Raw genomic sequence first — 14,179 nt, forward strand, 5'->3', positions numbered from 1 at the left:
CCACCCGGGCAGTGGAACGGCTGCCGCCTCCCCCCTCGGGTTGGCCTGCGGAAGCTCCGTGCTCCAACTGTGAAGCTTTGGTGGAGAAGAGTTGAGCATAAGTCAGTAACCGGGCGCAATGGTGCGGACGGTCAAATTCCGTTTGTGCAACTTGCCTCAGCCGCGGCCCACATACGGCATCGCGGTCGCCAATACCGTCGCGAACTGCACATTCGCCGCCAGCGGCAGCTCCGCCATGTGCCGCACCGTGCGCGCCACATCCGCGACGTCCATCACCGGTTCCGGGGCTACCACCCCGTTGGCCTGCAACGCCCCGGTCTCCATCCGCCGCGTCATGTCCGTCGCCGCGTTCCCGATGTCGATCTGTCCGACCGCGATCGAGTACGGCCGCCCGTCCAGCGACAGCGATTTGGTGAGCCCCGTCAGCGCGTGCTTGGTCGCCGTGTAGGCCACCGAGTGCGGCCGGGGCGTGTGCGCGGAGATCGACCCGTTGTTGATGATCCGCCCGCCCTGCGGCGCCTGCTCCTTCATCTGCCGGAACGCGGCCTGCGCGCACAGGAACGCCCCGTTGAGGTTGGTGTCCACCACATGCCGCCACGCGTCGTACGGCAGCTCCTCCACCGGCACCCCGCCGGGCCCGAAGGTCCCCGCGTTGTTGAACAGCAGGTCCACCCGCCCGAACCGCTCCACGGTCGCCGCGAACAGCCCGGCCACGTCCTCCGGCCGCGCCACATCGGTCGCCACGGCGAGGGAGGCACCCTCGGGCACCAGCGCGGCAGTCTCCTCCAGCGTCCCGGTCCGGCGCCCGGCCAGCGCCACCGACCAGCCCGCGCCCAGCAGTTCCACGGCGACCGCGCGGCCGATCCCGGAGCCCGCGCCGGTCACCACGGCGATCCTCGATTGCTCAGCGTTCATGCACCGCAGCCTACGAGCCGGACTCAGCCCTCCTGCGGGTACCGCACCCCGATCCGCTCCCGCACCGCGTCCAGCGTGCGCATCACCGCGAGCGTGCCCTCCAGCGGCACCAGCGGCGACTCGGTCTCCCCGGCCCGCAGCGCCCGCATCACCTCGGCCGCCTCGTGCCGCAGCGTGTTGCGCGGCCCGTCCGCCGGGTCGAGGACGAACTCCTCGGGGTCACGGCCGTCCCGGTGCAGCACGAACCGCTCCGGGTGGAAGAAGCCGTCCGGGATGTCGATCCGGCCCAGCGAACCGGTCACCGACGCCGAGGTCCCCGTACCGCCGACGATGGAGCAGTGCAGCGCGGCCAGCGCGCCGCTGTCCCAGGAGAACAGGGCGGCGGTCTGGAGGTCGGCACCCTCGGGGGAGAGCACGGCCGAAGCCTTCACATCGGCGGGCTCACCGAGCAGCAGGTGCGCGAACGACACCGGGTACACCCCGAGGTCCAGCAGCGCGCCCCCGCCCTGCGCCGGGTCCCGCAGCCGGTGCGAGGGCGGAAACGGTCCCGCGAGCCCGAAGTCGGCCTGGACGGTGCGCACTTCACCGATCGCGCCGTCGTCGACGAGCGCCTTCAGCCGCCGTACCAGCGGATTGCAGTACATCCACATGGCCTCCATGAGGAAGCTGCCGCGGTCGGCCGCCAGGGCGACGAGTTCGTTCGCCTCACGGGAGTTGAGGGTGAAGGCCTTCTCGACGAGCACGTTCCGCCCGGCCTCCAGACAGAGACCGGCCGCCGCGCGGTGCGCCGAGTGCGGGGTGGCGACGTAGACGACATCGATGTCCCCGTCCTGCGCCAGCGCGGCCCAGTCGCCGTAGGCCCGCTCGATCCCGAACCGGTCCGCGAACGCCTTCGCCGACTCCTCCGTCCGCGAGGCCACCGCGACCACCTCGGCGTCCGGCAGATCCACCAGCGCCGCCGTGAACGCGGCGGCGATCCCGCCGGTCGCCAGGACTCCCCAGCGCACGTTCTCTTCCGTCATCGCGGCCCCACCCTCGCTCACCAGTACCTCGGCACCCTGTACGAGCTGAGAGCATAGGTGGCGGACCGGCCAGGGAGGGAGGGGCACATGCCCGAGCAGGAGGCGCAGGCACCGGCCGCGCAGCAGTCCGCCGTACCGCCGTCGTCGCTCAGGGCGACCCGCCGAGCGGGCCTCCTCGTGATCCTCGTCCTCGGCGGCCTCACCGCGACACCCCCGCTGTCGATGGACATGTACCTCCCCGCCCTCCCGGAGGTCACCCGCTCCCTGCACGCGCCCGCCGCGACCGTCCAGCTCACCCTCACCGCGTGCCTCGCCGGCATGGCGCTCGGGCAGCTGGTGGTCGGCCCGATGAGCGACCGCTGGGGCCGCAGACGCCCGCTGCTGACCGGCCTCGCCGTCTACGTCGTCGCGACCGCCCTGTGCGCGGTCGCGCCGAACGTCGAGTCCCTGGTCACCTTCCGCCTCCTCCAGGGCCTGGCGGGCGCGGCCGGAATAGTGATCGCGAGGGCCGTCGTCCGCGACCTCTACGACGGCGTCGCGATGGCCCGCTTCTTCTCCACCCTCATGCTGGTCTCCGGGGTCGCCCCCATCGTCGCGCCGCTCGTCGGCGGCCAGATCCTCCGGGTGACGGACTGGCGGGGCGTGTTCGTCATCCTGACCTTCGTCGGTGCGGCCCTCGCGGTCCTCGTCTGGACCCGCCTCCCCGAGACCCTCGCACCCGCCGACCGGCACGTCGGCGGCACCGGCGAGGCCCTGCGCTCCATGCGCCGCCTCCTCGCCGACCTCCCCTTCACCGGCTACATGCTCACCGGCGGCTTCGCCTTCGCCGCCCTGTTCGCCTACATCTCCGCGTCCCCCTTCGTCGTCCAGGAGATCTACGGCGCCTCCCCGCAGACCTTCAGCCTGCTGTTCGGCGTCAACTCGGTCGGGCTGGTCGCGGTCGGGCAGATCAACGGCAAGCTGCTGGTCGGCCGGGTCTCCATGGACAAGGTGCTGGGCGCGGGCCTGGCGGTGGTGGTAGCCGCGGCGACAGCCCTGCTCCTGATGGCGACGGGTGCGTTCGGCGAGGTGGGCCTGGCCCCGGTGGCCACGGCCCTCTTCGTCCTCATGTCCGCGATGGGCGTGACCCTCCCCAACGCCCAGACCCTCGCCCTCATGCGCACCAAGCACTCCGCGGGATCGGCCTCCGCCCTGCTGGGCACCTCGTCCTTCCTCATCGGCGCGGTCGCCTCCCCCCTCGTCGGCATAGCGGGCGAACACACCGCCGTCCCGATGGCCGTCGTCCAACTGGCGGCCGCACTGGTGGCGGTGGCCTGCTTCGTGGGAATGTGCCGTCCCTGGAACACCCGTACGACTCCGGAGGGAGTGGGCAGCTGAGCGCCCCGAGACTGCGCAGCGACACACCGGAACGAGCGGGCCTCGACCCCGGGGAACTCCGGCACCTCGTCCGGGAGGTCCACGACCTCACCACCGGCGACCGCCCCTGGGCGGCGGGCACCGTCGTGGTCGCCGGCCGCGGCCCGGTGATCGCCGTGGAGGAGGCGGCGGGCTGGGCCGTACGGTATGCGGCCTACGACCCCGAGACGGACCGGGGCGTCGAGCTTCCGCCGGCCTCCCGCGTCCCGGCAACGGTCGACACCCCCTTCGACCTCGCCTCTCTCACCAAGCTGTTCACATCGGTCGCCGCCATGCAGCAGATCGAGCGCGGCACCCTCGGCATCGACGCCCGCGTCGGCGCCTACCTCCCGGACTTCCGCGCCGCCGCCCGCCACGACATCACCGTCCGCCAGCTCCTCACCCACACGTCCGGCCTGCGCCCCGAACTCCCGCTGTACGACTGCGCGGACGACGCGGAACGGCTGGCGATGCTGCGGGCGGAGGCGCCGGTGCGGGAGCCCGGCGAGTATCTGTACTCGGACCTGAACCTCCTCCTGCTCCAGTTCGTCCTGGAACGCGTCAGCGGCCGCACCCTCGACGTCCTCGTCCACGACGGCATCACCCGCCCCCTCGGCATGACCGCCACCGACTTCGGCCCCTGCCCCGGCGCCGCGGCCACCGAGGACCAGCGCCGCCCCTGGGCCAAGGCGGACCGCGGAATGCTGCGGGGCGTGGTCCACGACGAGAACGCCTGGGCACTGGGGGGCGTGGCGGGCCACGCCGGCCTCTTCTCGACCGGCCGCGACCTGGCGGTCTTCTGCCGCACGCTCCTGGCCGGGGGCTCCTACGGCCCCGCCCGCATCCTGGGCGCGGACTTCGTGGAGCTGATGCTGACCCCGCCGGGGCTCGGCTTCGCCGTCGACCAGGCCTGGTTCATGGGGGAGTTGGCGGGGCGGGGAGCGGTGGGCCACACGGGCTTCACGGGGACGTCGCTGGTGCTGGATCCGGCGACGGACACGTTTCTGGTGCTGCTGGCGAATACGGTGCATCCACGGAGACGGGGGGCGGACAGCGGGCCGAGGGCGGCGGCGGGGACGAGGGTGGCGCGGGCGGTACGGGGTTTTTGAGCCGAACCTTTCAACATCCGAGTCGGGTGGTGGGTGGGCATAGGTGCCGGGGGTCTGGGGGCGGAGCCCCCAGGGGCGGCGGCACGGACCCGGGGCCACTTAGAATCGGCGGGTGAACGACCCCGTGGCCCCGGCCGAAACCCTCCGTACCGCTCTCGCCGCGCTGCTCGGTGGGCTTCCGCCCAGGCAGGCCGCCGGTGCCGTGGAGCGGCTCATCGGCAAGTACCGCGGGGCCACCCCGACCGACGCCCCGATTCTCCGGGACCGTGCGGATGTGGTCGCCTACGCCGCGTATCGGATGCCGGCGACTTTCGAGGCCGTACGCTCCGCGCTGGACGCGTTCGCCGACGCCGTGCCCGGCTGGGCTCCGCAGGGGCACGTGGATGTCGGCGGCGGTACCGGCGCCGCGACCTGGGCCGTCACCGCCACCTGGTCCGGCGACCGCCCGGTGACCGTACTCGACTGGGCCGAGCCCGCACTCGCCCTCGGGAGAGAGCTCGCCGCCGCCAACCCCGGCCTGCGCAACGCCAGTTGGCGGCGCGCTCGGATCGGCTCCGCGCTCACCCTCGACCCCACCGACCTCGTCACCGTCTCCTACGTCCTCAACGAACTCACCGTGCCCGACCGCGCCGCCCTCGTCGACGCCGCCGCGTCCGCCGCCCAGGCCGTCGTGATCGTCGAGGCCGGCACCCCGGACGGCTACGCCCGCGTCATCGAGGCCCGGGACCGGCTGATCGGCGCCGGGTTCCACATCGCCGCCCCCTGCCCGCACAGCGCCGCCTGCCCGATCGTCCCCGGCGAGGACTGGTGCCACTTCTCGACCAGGGTCAGCCGCTCCTCCCTGCACCGGCAGGTGAAGGGCGGCTCCCTGCCGTACGAGGACGAGAAGTTCAGCTACGTCGCCGCCACCCGCCTGCCCGTCGAACCCGCCCCCGCCCGGGTCGTACGGCGCCCGCAGATCCGCAAGGGGCAGGTACTCCTCGACCTCTGCGAGAGCGACGAGCAGCTGCGCCGCACGACGGTCACCAAGCGCCACGGCGACCTGTACAAGGTGGCCCGGGACGCGAGCTGGGGCGACCCCTGGCCGTCGTAGCGCCGTATCGCCGTATCGCCATGGCGTCGTAGGCCTGAAGGTCGTAAATCCCGGCAAATCGTGCGATAGGCGGTGATCCGGCTCTCGGTGTGTCTCGTCCCACCTACCCCGCATGTGGGGTACCGCCTCCCCGGGCGCAGGATGGTGCGACGATGGGGGAGGTTCTCCGTACAACAACAGGACAAGAACAGCAGGGCGACAACAGCGAGGCGAGGAGATAGATGAGCGCGACGTTCGGTGGCCGGACCGGTCGGCAGGGCAGACTCTCCTCGTGGCTGCGCGGACGCCGCCCGCAGGACGAGGCCGCCGACGGCAGTGAGCGCGAGGCGCTGCTGCTCGCCGCCGCCGGAGCGGGACTGCCGCTCGCGCCCGCCGCGCACCCCGCCCCGGGCTACCGGTGTTCGTGCGACCGTGTGGGCTGCCCCACACCGGCCCGGCACCCGGTGTCGTTCGCCTGGCAGACGCAGTCCACGACCGACCGCGCGCAGATCGAGCGCTGGGCCCGCCACCAGCCGCAGGCCAACTTCATCACCGCGACCGGCATGGTCAACGACGTCCTGGACGTCCCCCTGGAGGCCGGCCGCGAGGCACTGGAGCGGCTGCTCGCCGCCGGTGTCGAGGTCGGCCCGGTCGCCGCGAGCGACGACGGACGGCTGCTCTTCTTCACCCTCACCCGCGGCACCCCCGAGGACGAGGACGAGTGGTGGCCGTGCGAACTGGACTGCCACCCCGAGACGATGGACGAACACCCGGGACTGCGCTGGCACTGCCGCGGTTCCTACGTCCTGGTCCCCCCGGCCCAACTGCCCGGCGACAACCAGTCCGTGCACTGGGTACGCGGCCCCGAGCATCCGCTGCCCGACCCGCTGACCCTCCTGGAAACCCTCACGGACGCCTGCGCCCGCCACGCCGGTCACGAACCCGACCATCACGCCAACGCGGCCTGGCCGCTGGGCCGTTGACCGCCAAGAGTTCCTGACCGCCTGACCGCCTGACCGTCAGCCGCCCTGCGCGGAGGTCAGCCCCTCGATCCGGCCCAGCACCGACACCTTGCCGCCCCGCTTCGGGTCCAACGCCACCTGGTTGGACACGAGTTGGAGGGTGAGGGTCTGCTGCACGGAGCCCGTCGTCAGCGCCTGCACGTCCTTGTTCTGGGCCGGCACCGAGGTGCCCGCCGCCGCGGTCTCCTTCTGGAAGTAGCGGGTGGTGTAGAACACCAGCGCCCCGCCGTCCGCGGTGCGCAGTGCCAGCGGCGCGTAGTCGCCGTTCGTCACCGGTTCGTCGAGGAACTGGACGGCCAGACCGGGCTTGGTGGCCTTCTCGCGGTCCGCGCGCCACGCGCTGGTGTGCGTGCCGTCCGCGAAGTCCGTCCCGCCGCTCTTCAGATACGTCGCATAGCTCTTGCTCAAGTCACCGGGCGCGACGGCGAGTTCGGCCGCGTTCGTGGGCACGGCCTCGGCCCAGCCGTCCTTGTCCGTCCTGAACTTCGGTACGGCGGTCGGCGCGAGCAGCGTCAGATACGCCACCTGCCACGGTTCGGACAGGTCGTTGCGGGTGAACACCAGCAGCCAGCGGGCGCTGCCGCCCTTGTTCGCGGCGGCGTCGGCGAGGAACCAGCGCGGCCAGCCGGCCTTCTTCGGGATGGTGAACTTCGCGTCCGTCAGCTCCAGCGGGGAGTAACTCGGGTTACCCGACGGGTAGTTGGTGTGCCCCGCCTTCAGTCGCGCCGCGTCGATGTCACCGAGCGCGCCGGTGACATGGGCGGCGTCCAGGGCACTGTCGTAGGCCTTGTCCGCCGCGTTGTACGCGGTGGTGAACTGCTGGAGCGCCTTGGCGGCCTCGGCGCGCGTGGTGGCCGGGAGGACCTCGCGTTCCCCGTGGACCACCACGCAACCGCTCGCCGTCAAGGACAATGCGGTCAAGGAGGCCGCTATGAGGGCGCTCCGCTCAAGCCTTCGAGGCCTCCGAGGGCTTCGGTCCCTGCTCATCAGCTGCCTTCACCTTCCCCTTCCCGGAGGCGAACCCTACCGGGACGAAGAACAGCGTGAGCGTGGGGACCAGGTACAGCAGCCACACCGTGATCTGCAGCACAGTCGGGTCCGGCTGGAAGTTGAAGACGCCCTTCAGGAGGGTGCCGTACCAGCTGTCCGGCGGGATCGTGTCGCTGATGTCGAAGGCCACGTTCGTCAACCCCGGGATCCAGTCGGCCTCTTGGAGGTCGTGGAAGCCGTACGCCAGCACGCCCGCCGCGACCACGACCAGCATCGCGCCGGTCCAGGTGAAGAACTTGGCGAGGTTGATCTTCAGGGCGCCGCGGTAGAACAGCCAGCCCAGGAACACGGCGGTGGCGAGGCCCAGGCCCACGCCGACCAGCGGGCGCGGGGTGCCGTCGCTCGCCGCGTGCACAGACGCCCACACGAACAGCGCGGTCTCCAGACCCTCGCGGCCGACGGCGAGGAACGCGGTCGCGACCAGCGCGCCGGTACCCATCGCGAGGGCCGCGTCCAGCTTGCCGTGCAGTTCGGACTTGAGGTGCCGGGCGGTGCGCCGCATCCAGAACACCATCCACGTCACCAGACCGACCGCGAGGACCGACAGCGAGCCGCCGAGCGCCTCCTGCGCCTCGAACGTCATCTCCTGGGAGCCGAATTCGAGCGCGCAGCCGAAGCCCATCGCGATGAGCACCGCGGCGGCGATACCGATCCAGATCGGCCTCAGCGCGTCCCGCCGCTCCGTCTTGACCAGATAGGCGATCAGGATGCAGACGACGAGGCTGGCTTCCAGTCCCTCGCGCAGACCGATCAGATAGTTGGAGAACACGGTCTACGACTCCTTCGCGTTCTTGGCTTCCTTGGCGAACAGCGTGCTGCCCCACCAGTCGTCCTTGTCACGGACGCCCGGCGGGACGGCGAAGACCGCCGAACCCACGTGCTGGATGTACTCGTTGAGCGCGTCGGTCGCCGACAGCCTGCGCTGGAGCGGGATGAACCCCTTGCGGACGTCGCGCTGGTAGGCCAGGAAGAACAGGCCCGCGTCGAGCCGGCCGAGGCCGTCGGTGCCGTCGGTGAAGGAGTAGCCCCGGCGCAGGATGGTGACCCCGCCGTTGGAGTCGGGGTGCGCGAGCCGGACGTGCGCGTCGGGCTTCATCGCCTTCAGGAACGGCGCGTCGTGCTCCTTCGCCTTGCCGACCGGCGCGCCCTCGCCCTTGTCGCGGCCGAAGACGTCCTCCTGCTCCTGGAGAGAGGTCCGGTCCCAGGTCTCGATGTTCATCCGGATGCGCCGGGCGACGAGATACGAACCCCCGGTCATCCAGGCCGAGTTCTTGGCGACGTCCCCCTCGCCGACCCACACGAACTTCTTCAGCCGGTCCGTCTCGGTGCCCGCGATGTTGCGGGTGCCGTCCTTGAACCCCATGAGATTGCGCGGGGTCTGGGCACCCGGGGTGGTCGACGACGTTTTCCCGAAGCCGAGTTGGGACCAGCGGATGGCGACCTTGCCGAAGCCGATCCGGGCCAGGTTGCGGATCGCGTGCACGGCGACCTGCGGATCGTCCGCACACGCCTGCACACAAAGGTCGCCGCCGGTACGGGACTTGTCGAAGTTGTCGCCCGGGAACTGCGGCAGATCGACGAGAGCCTCGGGGCGGGCGTCCTTGAGTCCGAACTTCTCGAAGAACGACGGCCCGAAGCCGATGGTGAGGGTCAGCCGCGAGGGTTTCAGCCCCAGCGCCTCACCGGTGTCGTCCGGCGGCGCCTCGGCGAGCCCGCCGTAGGCCCCGTCGCCGACCGCGTGCCCGCCGGTCATCCGCCGGGCGGCGGCCGTCCAGTCCTTCAGCAGCTGCACGAACTCGGCGCGGTCGTCGGTCTTCACGTCGAACGCGGCGAAGTGCAGCCGGTCCTGCACGGGCGTGGCGATGCCCGCCTGGTTGGCGCCGTGGAAGGCGACCGCGGCACCGGTGTCGGCGCCCGCCGGATCGACGTCCTCGCCGACCCGGGTCATCGCCACCGCACCGCCGGCCGCGACGGCACCGAGCGCGAGCCCGGCACCGCCCCAGCCGATCAGCGAACGACGGGACGGAGCACCGTTTTCCTGAACTTCGCTCATTTCAGGCCTACTTCACGACGGCGGCGGCGAGCTTGGACAGCGGCTCCGCGAGAGCGTTGACCGCGTCCGACAGCTCCTTGCGCTGGTCCGAGGTGACCTTGTCGTACGACACGAAGCCGTCCGAGGTCGTGGTCGAGCGGTACTTGTCGAGCAGCGTGTCGATCGCGGCGAACTGCTTGTCCAGCTCGGTGGTCAGCGCCGCGTCGTTCTTCTGCGCGACCGGCTTCAGCAGCTCGTACGCCTTCTCCGCGCCGTCGACGTTGGCCTTGAAGTCGCTCAGGTCGGTGTGCGAGTAGCGGTCCTCCTCGCCGGTGACCTTGCCGGTGGCGACCTCGTCGAGGAGTTCCTTGGCGCCGTTGGCCATGGAGGTCGGGGTGATCTCCGCCTTGCCGACCCGCTTCTGCCAGTCCTTCAGATCGGTGAGCAGCTCGTCGGCGAGCGCCTTCTGCTCGGCGCCGATCTTCTTGTCCTGCCACAGCGCCTTCTCCAGCGCGTGCCAGCCGGTCCACTTCTGGCCCTTCTCCAGGCCGTCGGCGCGGGTGTCGGTCTTCGGATCGATGTCCCCGAACGACTCGGCGATCGGCTCGGTGCTCTCCCAGCCGACGCGGGAGGGGGCGTAGGCGTTCTTGGCGGCGGTGAGGTCGCCGGCCTTGATGGCGTTGACGAAGGTCTCGACCTTCGGGATCGTCGCGTCGGCCTCGTTCTGCGCGTACTCGCGGTAGGCGGCGACGGCGGCGTCCAGCTTCGGGTCGCGCTTGGCCGCGCTGCCCCCGGTGACGGTCAGCTTCTGCCGGACACCGTGCCCCTTCATCCCGGGCCGGCAGGCGATCTCGTACGACCCGGCCTTCACCTCGGCGGTGAGCGTGTACTTCGTCCCCGGCCCGATGTTCTCCTTCTCGGAGACGATCCGGTCGTCCGGGAAGAGGATCTCGACCTCGGTCGCCTTCGAGCCGGTGTTCTCGATCTTCAGCGTGACGTGGCCGGCCGGTATCGACTTGGTCGAGGTCGTGCACTTGGAGTCGGCCGCGGTGACCTGGATCGCGTCACCGTCCTTGGCGTCGCTCTTCGCGGTGCACGCCGTGACGGCGGTCAGTGCGGCCGCGGCGGCGACAGCGGTGACGACGGGAAGTCGGACGGCACGCATGCAGGCTCCAAGCGGGAGTGTCTGGTGAGGCAGTGTGGTGAGGCTGCCCTAACTTACCTGAGGCTTACCTCACTCATACCCACCCGGTCCGGTATTCACTGCCCACAGAAAAATCACAGACACGGCTTGATCTCGATGGCGAAAAATGAATGCCAAGGAAAAGTCAATGGAAGGTCAAGAAGGCCGTCGCGGAGCCACGACGGCCGCCCCCGTGCGCGGATGCGGAAACACCTCAACCGGCTGGTCGTAGACGTCCGAGAGCAACGCCTCGGTGAAAACCTCCCCGGGCGGACCGTCGGCGACGACACGACCGGCGCGCAGGATCGCGACCCGGTGCGCGTAGGCGGCGGCCAGCGCGAGATCGTGCAGCACCACGACCACCGCGTCCCCCGCGTGCGCCCTTTCGCGGCACAGCCGCAGCACCAGTTCCTGGTGCCGGAGGTCGAGCGCGGCCGTCGGTTCGTCCAGCAGCACGAGTGGCGCCCGCTGGGCGAGCACCCGGGCGAGCGCGACCCGGGCCCGCTCGCCACCGCTGAGCGCCGAGAACGGCCGCAGCGCGAAGTCCGTGACCTCCGCCCGCGCCATCGCCTCCGCCACGGCGAGATCGTCCTCGGCGGGGTCGGCCGCGTGCGGCGCCCGCCCCATCCGTACGACGTCCTCGACGCCGAACGGAAAGGACATCGTGGCCGCCTGAGGCAACACGGCCCGCCGCAGGGCGAGTTCGGCCGCGGACCACTCCGCCGCCGGGCGCCCGTGAACCCGTACGACCCCTGCGGCGGCCGGAAGATCCGCGGCGAGCGCGCCCAACAGGGTCGACTTGCCGGCCCCGTTGGGCCCGACGAGTGCCAGCACCTCACCGGCCCGGACGACCACGGAGACGCCGTGCAGGACGGTGCGTCGGCCGAGGTCGACATGAAGATCCTCGGCCTCGGCGAGAACGGCACCCGGCTCTGCGGGGGCGGGGGGTTCGGGGCGGCGACGGAGGAGTCTCATGCGCGGGCTCCTTGCGGGTGGGGGATGGGGGCTGTTCGGCACCGCCGGGATGGTCCGCGGGGGCTGGGCGCCGTTGCGGCGGAGAAGAGTCGGTGAGAGGAGGGGAGTTGGCGGGAGGAGAAGAGGTCGTGGGCGGGGGAGAGGCGGTGGCTGGAAGGGAGTTGGCGCGCGGAGATGAACTGGCTGGCGGTCGAGAGCTGACGGCCGGAGCAGAAGGGGCGCGGGGCTGTATCCGATGTGCGGCTACCGCCGCGTGGGCGCGACCGGCCCCCACCCGCCCGCACTCCCCAACGCGCCTCCCGACGCACATCCAGTGGCAGTCTCGGTAGGACCTGGTTCACGCCCAACCCCCCTGCCTGCGTCGCGTCCTCCGCAGCAGCCAGAAGAAGAACGGGCTCCCGAGCAGTGCCGTCAGGACGCCCAGCGGGAGTTCCGCCGGAGCCGCGACCGTGCGGGCGGTCAGGTCGGCGCCCAGGAGCACCAACGCACCCAGCAACGCACTCGCCGGGATCAGGAACCGATGCCCCGGCCCCGCCGCCATCCGCAGCAGATGCGGTACGACCAGACCCACGAAACTGATGATCCCGGACACACTGACCGCCGCCGCCGTGAGCAGCGCGATGACCAGGACCAGGACGACACGGAGTCGTTCCACGTCAACTCCCAAGTGACGCGCGGGGCGTTCACCGAGGGCCAGTAGATCCAGGCGGCCGGCGTACAGCGGCGCCAGGGTCAGTCCGACCGCCGCGCACGGCAGGACCGCGAGCACCTTGGGCCAGGTCGCCTGGGAGAGCGACCCGAGCTGCCAGAAGGTGATCTGATTCACGGCCGCCGTGTCCGCGAAGAACAGGAACAGCCCGATCAGCGCCCCCGCGAACGCGTTCAGCGCGATCCCGGTCAGGATCAGCGTCACGACCTCCGTACGGCCGCCCGAGCGCGACATCGCGTAGACGAGCAGGACCGTCGCGAGCCCCGTCACGAACGCCACCACCGACACGGTCCAGTTGCCGAGGAAGTCCAGCCCGAGCGCGATCACCGCGACCGCGCCCACCGCCGCCCCCGAGGACACCCCGATGACCCCCGGCTCGGCGAGCGGATTCCCGAACACGCCCTGCATCAACGCCCCCGCGCAGCCCAGTGAGGCCCCGACGAGCAGCGCGAGCACGATCCGGGGAAAGCGGACGTTCCACAACACCGACTCCGGTACCCGCCCCAACGCGCCCCCGCCGAGCCCCAGTCGGTGCTGCACGGAGGAGAGGACGTCACCGACCGGGATGGGGTACGCCCCCAGTCCCGCAGCCACCGGTACGAGGACGAGAAGGGCGAGGACCAGCCCGGCGGTGAGCAGCCACGCGGTGCCGTACTTGCGTCTCACTTGGTGCCGTCCCCGTACAACTGCGCCACGATCGACCTGAGTACCTGGTCCGTGCGCGGCCCGTAGTTGAGCAGCACCCCGTCCTCGACCGACACGACCCGCCGGTCCATCCCGGCCGGGGTCTGCGCGACCCCGGGGATCTTCACCAGCCCGTCGATCCCGCCGACCGACTCAAGTCCCTTGGTCATGACGAGAATCGCGTCCGGCGCGGCCTTCGCCAGCGCCTCCGTGGTGATCGCGGTGAAGTCCTGCTCCAGCCCCGACTCCGCGCCCGCGTCGACCGCCCCGGCCGCCTCCAGGAGCGAGGTCGCGCCCGAGCCCTTGCCACCGATCAGATACACGGAGGCCGACCCGCGCAGATAGAGGAACGCGACCCGCGGCTTCTCCTTGTGCGCCGGAATCGCCTTGCGCACGGCGGCGATCCGGTCCTCCGAACGCTTGGTCAGCTCCTTGCCCGCGGCCGGAACACCGAGCGCGTCGGCCACCGCCTGGATGCGCGGGCCGACATCTGTCAGCCCCTGCGCCGGATCGACGACCAGGACCGGGACACCGGCCGCGCGGATCTGGCCCATCGCCTCGGACGGCCCGGTGGTCTTCTCGGCGAGCACGAGATCGGGCTTGAGGGAGAGCACGCTCTCGGCGGAGACATCGTGGTTACGGGTCACCAGCGGGAGTTTCGCGGCCTGTTGGAAGGTGGCGGTGATGTCACGGGCCACGACCCGGTCGCCGAGCCCGAGCGTGAACACGATCTCGCTGAGGCTGCCGGAGAGCGGCACGATCCGCCGCGCCTGGCTCACGGTGACCTTCTTGCCGTCGGCGGAGCTTACGGTGACCGGGAGTCGGGGCTCCGGGGTGTCGGTCAGCGGCTCCACCCGGTTGGCCGCGGCGGAGGCCGTAGCCGATGCCGTGGTCGCGGAACTGCCGCCGCCCCCGCATCCGGTGAGCGTGAGCGCGAGCACGGTCAACAGTGCTCCCGCCAGTCGTGTGCGCAAGCGTGGCACGGTCCCGCCCGTCTCTCTCGGCCCTTCG

Annotated in this window: 13 protein-coding genes; 4 read left to right on the forward strand and 9 right to left on the reverse strand. The window is 71.3% G+C overall.

Features of this window, described 5'->3' with window-relative positions; translation table 11 throughout:
• Window positions 1–156: 156 nt before the first annotated feature.
• Both ACQHII_RS33935 and ACQHII_RS33940 read right to left on the reverse strand, forming a co-directional pair.
• Complete coding sequence (locus ACQHII_RS33935) at window positions 157–915, reverse strand: SDR family oxidoreductase (protein WP_427922853.1); 759 nt, start codon at window positions 913–915, stop codon at window positions 157–159.
• A 23-nt stretch (window positions 916–938) separates the two neighbouring features.
• Entirely contained in the window at window positions 939–1,937 is a 999-nt protein-coding gene (locus ACQHII_RS33940) for a Gfo/Idh/MocA family protein (protein ID WP_427922854.1), read from the reverse strand.
• An 87-nt stretch (window positions 1,938–2,024) separates the two neighbouring features.
• Here ACQHII_RS33940 and ACQHII_RS33945 point away from each other — a divergent pair, with 87 nt between their 5' ends.
• The 4 genes from ACQHII_RS33945 (at window position 2,025) to ACQHII_RS33960 (ending at window position 6,496) form a co-directional block, all read left to right on the forward strand.
• A complete protein-coding gene (locus ACQHII_RS33945; protein WP_427922855.1) occupies window positions 2,025–3,314 on the forward strand; it encodes a multidrug effflux MFS transporter in 1,290 nt (429 codons plus the stop codon).
• Window positions 3,266–4,441, forward strand: a complete 1,176-nt coding sequence (locus ACQHII_RS33950) for a serine hydrolase domain-containing protein (RefSeq protein WP_427922856.1) — start codon at window positions 3,266–3,268, stop codon at window positions 4,439–4,441. The genes ACQHII_RS33945 and ACQHII_RS33950 overlap by 49 nt, the downstream gene beginning before the upstream one ends.
• Before the next feature lie 112 nt (window positions 4,442–4,553).
• A complete protein-coding gene (locus ACQHII_RS33955; protein ID WP_427922857.1) occupies window positions 4,554–5,534 on the forward strand; it encodes a small ribosomal subunit Rsm22 family protein in 981 nt (326 codons plus the stop codon).
• Window positions 5,535–5,755: 221 nt separating this feature from the next.
• Window positions 5,756–6,496, forward strand: a complete 741-nt coding sequence (locus ACQHII_RS33960; RefSeq protein ID WP_427922858.1) for a bifunctional DNA primase/polymerase — start codon at window positions 5,756–5,758, stop codon at window positions 6,494–6,496.
• Between the two features lie 36 nt (window positions 6,497–6,532).
• Here ACQHII_RS33960 and ACQHII_RS33965 read toward each other — a convergent pair whose 3' ends face one another.
• From ACQHII_RS33965 to ACQHII_RS33995, 7 genes are all read right to left on the reverse strand, one after another.
• On the reverse strand, window positions 6,533–7,522 hold the full coding sequence (locus ACQHII_RS33965; protein WP_427922859.1) for a hypothetical protein: 990 nt from the start codon (window positions 7,520–7,522) through the stop codon (window positions 6,533–6,535).
• On the reverse strand, window positions 7,482–8,354 hold the full coding sequence (efeU, locus tag ACQHII_RS33970; protein ID WP_427922860.1) for an iron uptake transporter permease EfeU: 873 nt from the start codon (window positions 8,352–8,354) through the stop codon (window positions 7,482–7,484). Before efeU ends, ACQHII_RS33965 begins: the two co-directional genes overlap by 41 nt.
• Window positions 8,355–8,357: 3 nt before the next feature.
• The gene (gene efeB, locus ACQHII_RS33975) at window positions 8,358–9,638 is read right to left on the reverse strand and encodes an iron uptake transporter deferrochelatase/peroxidase subunit (RefSeq protein WP_427922861.1); all 1,281 of its coding nucleotides are present in this window, start codon (window positions 9,636–9,638) and stop codon (window positions 8,358–8,360) included.
• Window positions 9,639–9,645: 7 nt separating this feature from the next.
• Window positions 9,646–10,782 (reverse strand): iron uptake system protein EfeO, encoded by a 1,137-nt coding sequence (gene efeO / locus ACQHII_RS33980; RefSeq protein WP_427922862.1) that lies wholly within the window; start codon window positions 10,780–10,782, stop codon window positions 9,646–9,648.
• Between the two features lie 174 nt (window positions 10,783–10,956).
• The gene (locus tag ACQHII_RS33985) at window positions 10,957–11,775 is read right to left on the reverse strand and encodes a heme ABC transporter ATP-binding protein (protein WP_427922863.1); all 819 of its coding nucleotides are present in this window, start codon (window positions 11,773–11,775) and stop codon (window positions 10,957–10,959) included.
• Window positions 11,776–12,112: 337 nt separating this feature from the next.
• Complete coding sequence (locus tag ACQHII_RS33990; protein ID WP_427922864.1) at window positions 12,113–13,150, reverse strand: FecCD family ABC transporter permease; 1,038 nt, start codon at window positions 13,148–13,150, stop codon at window positions 12,113–12,115.
• Window positions 13,147–14,142 (reverse strand): heme/hemin ABC transporter substrate-binding protein, encoded by a 996-nt coding sequence (locus ACQHII_RS33995; protein ID WP_427922865.1) that lies wholly within the window; start codon window positions 14,140–14,142, stop codon window positions 13,147–13,149. The genes ACQHII_RS33990 and ACQHII_RS33995 overlap by 4 nt, the downstream gene beginning before the upstream one ends.
• Window positions 14,143–14,179: the final 37 nt, after the last annotated feature.

The sequence above is a fragment of the Streptomyces sp. cg40 genome, from assembly GCF_050320165.1.
Lineage (GTDB): Bacteria > Actinomycetota > Actinomycetes > Streptomycetales > Streptomycetaceae > Streptomyces > Streptomyces hokutonensis.

Excerpts from the sequence above, each read along its gene's own strand:
- ACQHII_RS33965 (WP_427922859.1), bottom strand. The coding sequence starts at position 7,522 with ATGAGCAGGGACCGAAGCCCTCGGAGGCCTCGAAGGCTTGAGCGGAGC.
- ACQHII_RS33960 (WP_427922858.1), top strand. The coding sequence starts at position 5,756 with ATGAGCGCGACGTTCGGTGGCCGGACCGGTCGGCAGGGCAGACTCTCC.
- ACQHII_RS33985 (WP_427922863.1), bottom strand. The coding sequence starts at position 11,775 with ATGAGACTCCTCCGTCGCCGCCCCGAACCCCCCGCCCCCGCAGAGCCG.
- efeB (WP_427922861.1), bottom strand. The coding sequence starts at position 9,638 with ATGAGCGAAGTTCAGGAAAACGGTGCTCCGTCCCGTCGTTCGCTGATC.
- ACQHII_RS33935 (WP_427922853.1), bottom strand. The coding sequence starts at position 915 with ATGAACGCTGAGCAATCGAGGATCGCCGTGGTGACCGGCGCGGGCTCC.
- ACQHII_RS33940 (WP_427922854.1), bottom strand. The coding sequence starts at position 1,937 with ATGACGGAAGAGAACGTGCGCTGGGGAGTCCTGGCGACCGGCGGGATC.
- ACQHII_RS33945 (WP_427922855.1), top strand. The coding sequence starts at position 2,025 with ATGCCCGAGCAGGAGGCGCAGGCACCGGCCGCGCAGCAGTCCGCCGTA.
- efeO (WP_427922862.1), bottom strand. The coding sequence starts at position 10,782 with ATGCGTGCCGTCCGACTTCCCGTCGTCACCGCTGTCGCCGCCGCGGCC.